The organism is Pseudomonas sp. ICMP 8385 (assembly GCF_002699915.1).
Taxonomy (GTDB): Bacteria; Pseudomonadota; Gammaproteobacteria; order Pseudomonadales; family Pseudomonadaceae; genus Aquipseudomonas; species Aquipseudomonas gessardii.
In genome coordinates this window covers 1-458 of sequence record NZ_LKBY01000029.1, presented here as the reverse complement: position 1 = coordinate 458, position 458 = coordinate 1, and the positions used below count along the sequence as shown (strand labels likewise).

The 458-nt window shown below is 58.1% G+C and carries 1 pseudogene; it reads right to left on the bottom strand.

The annotated features are described in order from the left end of the window. Positions 1 to 458, bottom strand: a pseudogene (locus AO268_RS05485) (catalase); the annotation flags it as partial.

Here is a 458-nt window from a genome sequence, read left to right as displayed (position 1 = left end):
TCGCCGGGGAGAAAGCGGCTTGTTCGACGTCGGCAAAATGGTTCTCGGGGTTGCGGTTCAACTCCATGACGCCCACTTCGATCAGCGGGTAGTCGGCTTTTGGCCAGACCTTGGTCAGGTCGAACGGGTTGATGTGGTAGGTGCCCGCTTCCTGTTCCGGCATGATTTGCACAAACAGCTTCCAGCGCGGGAAGTCCTGGTTCTCGATGGCTTCATACAGGTCGCGCTGGTGGGATTCGCGGTCTGTTCCGGCATGATTTGCACAAACAGCTTCCAGCGCGGGAAGTCCTGGTTCTCGATGGCTTCATACAGGTCGCGCTGGTGGGATTCGCGGTCACGTCCCACCAGTTCCTGGGCCTGGGCATCGGTGAGATTTTCGATGCCTTGCTGGGTCCGCAGGTGGAACTTGACCCAGTAGCGCTCATTGTTGGCATTGATAAAGCTGAAGGCGTGACTGC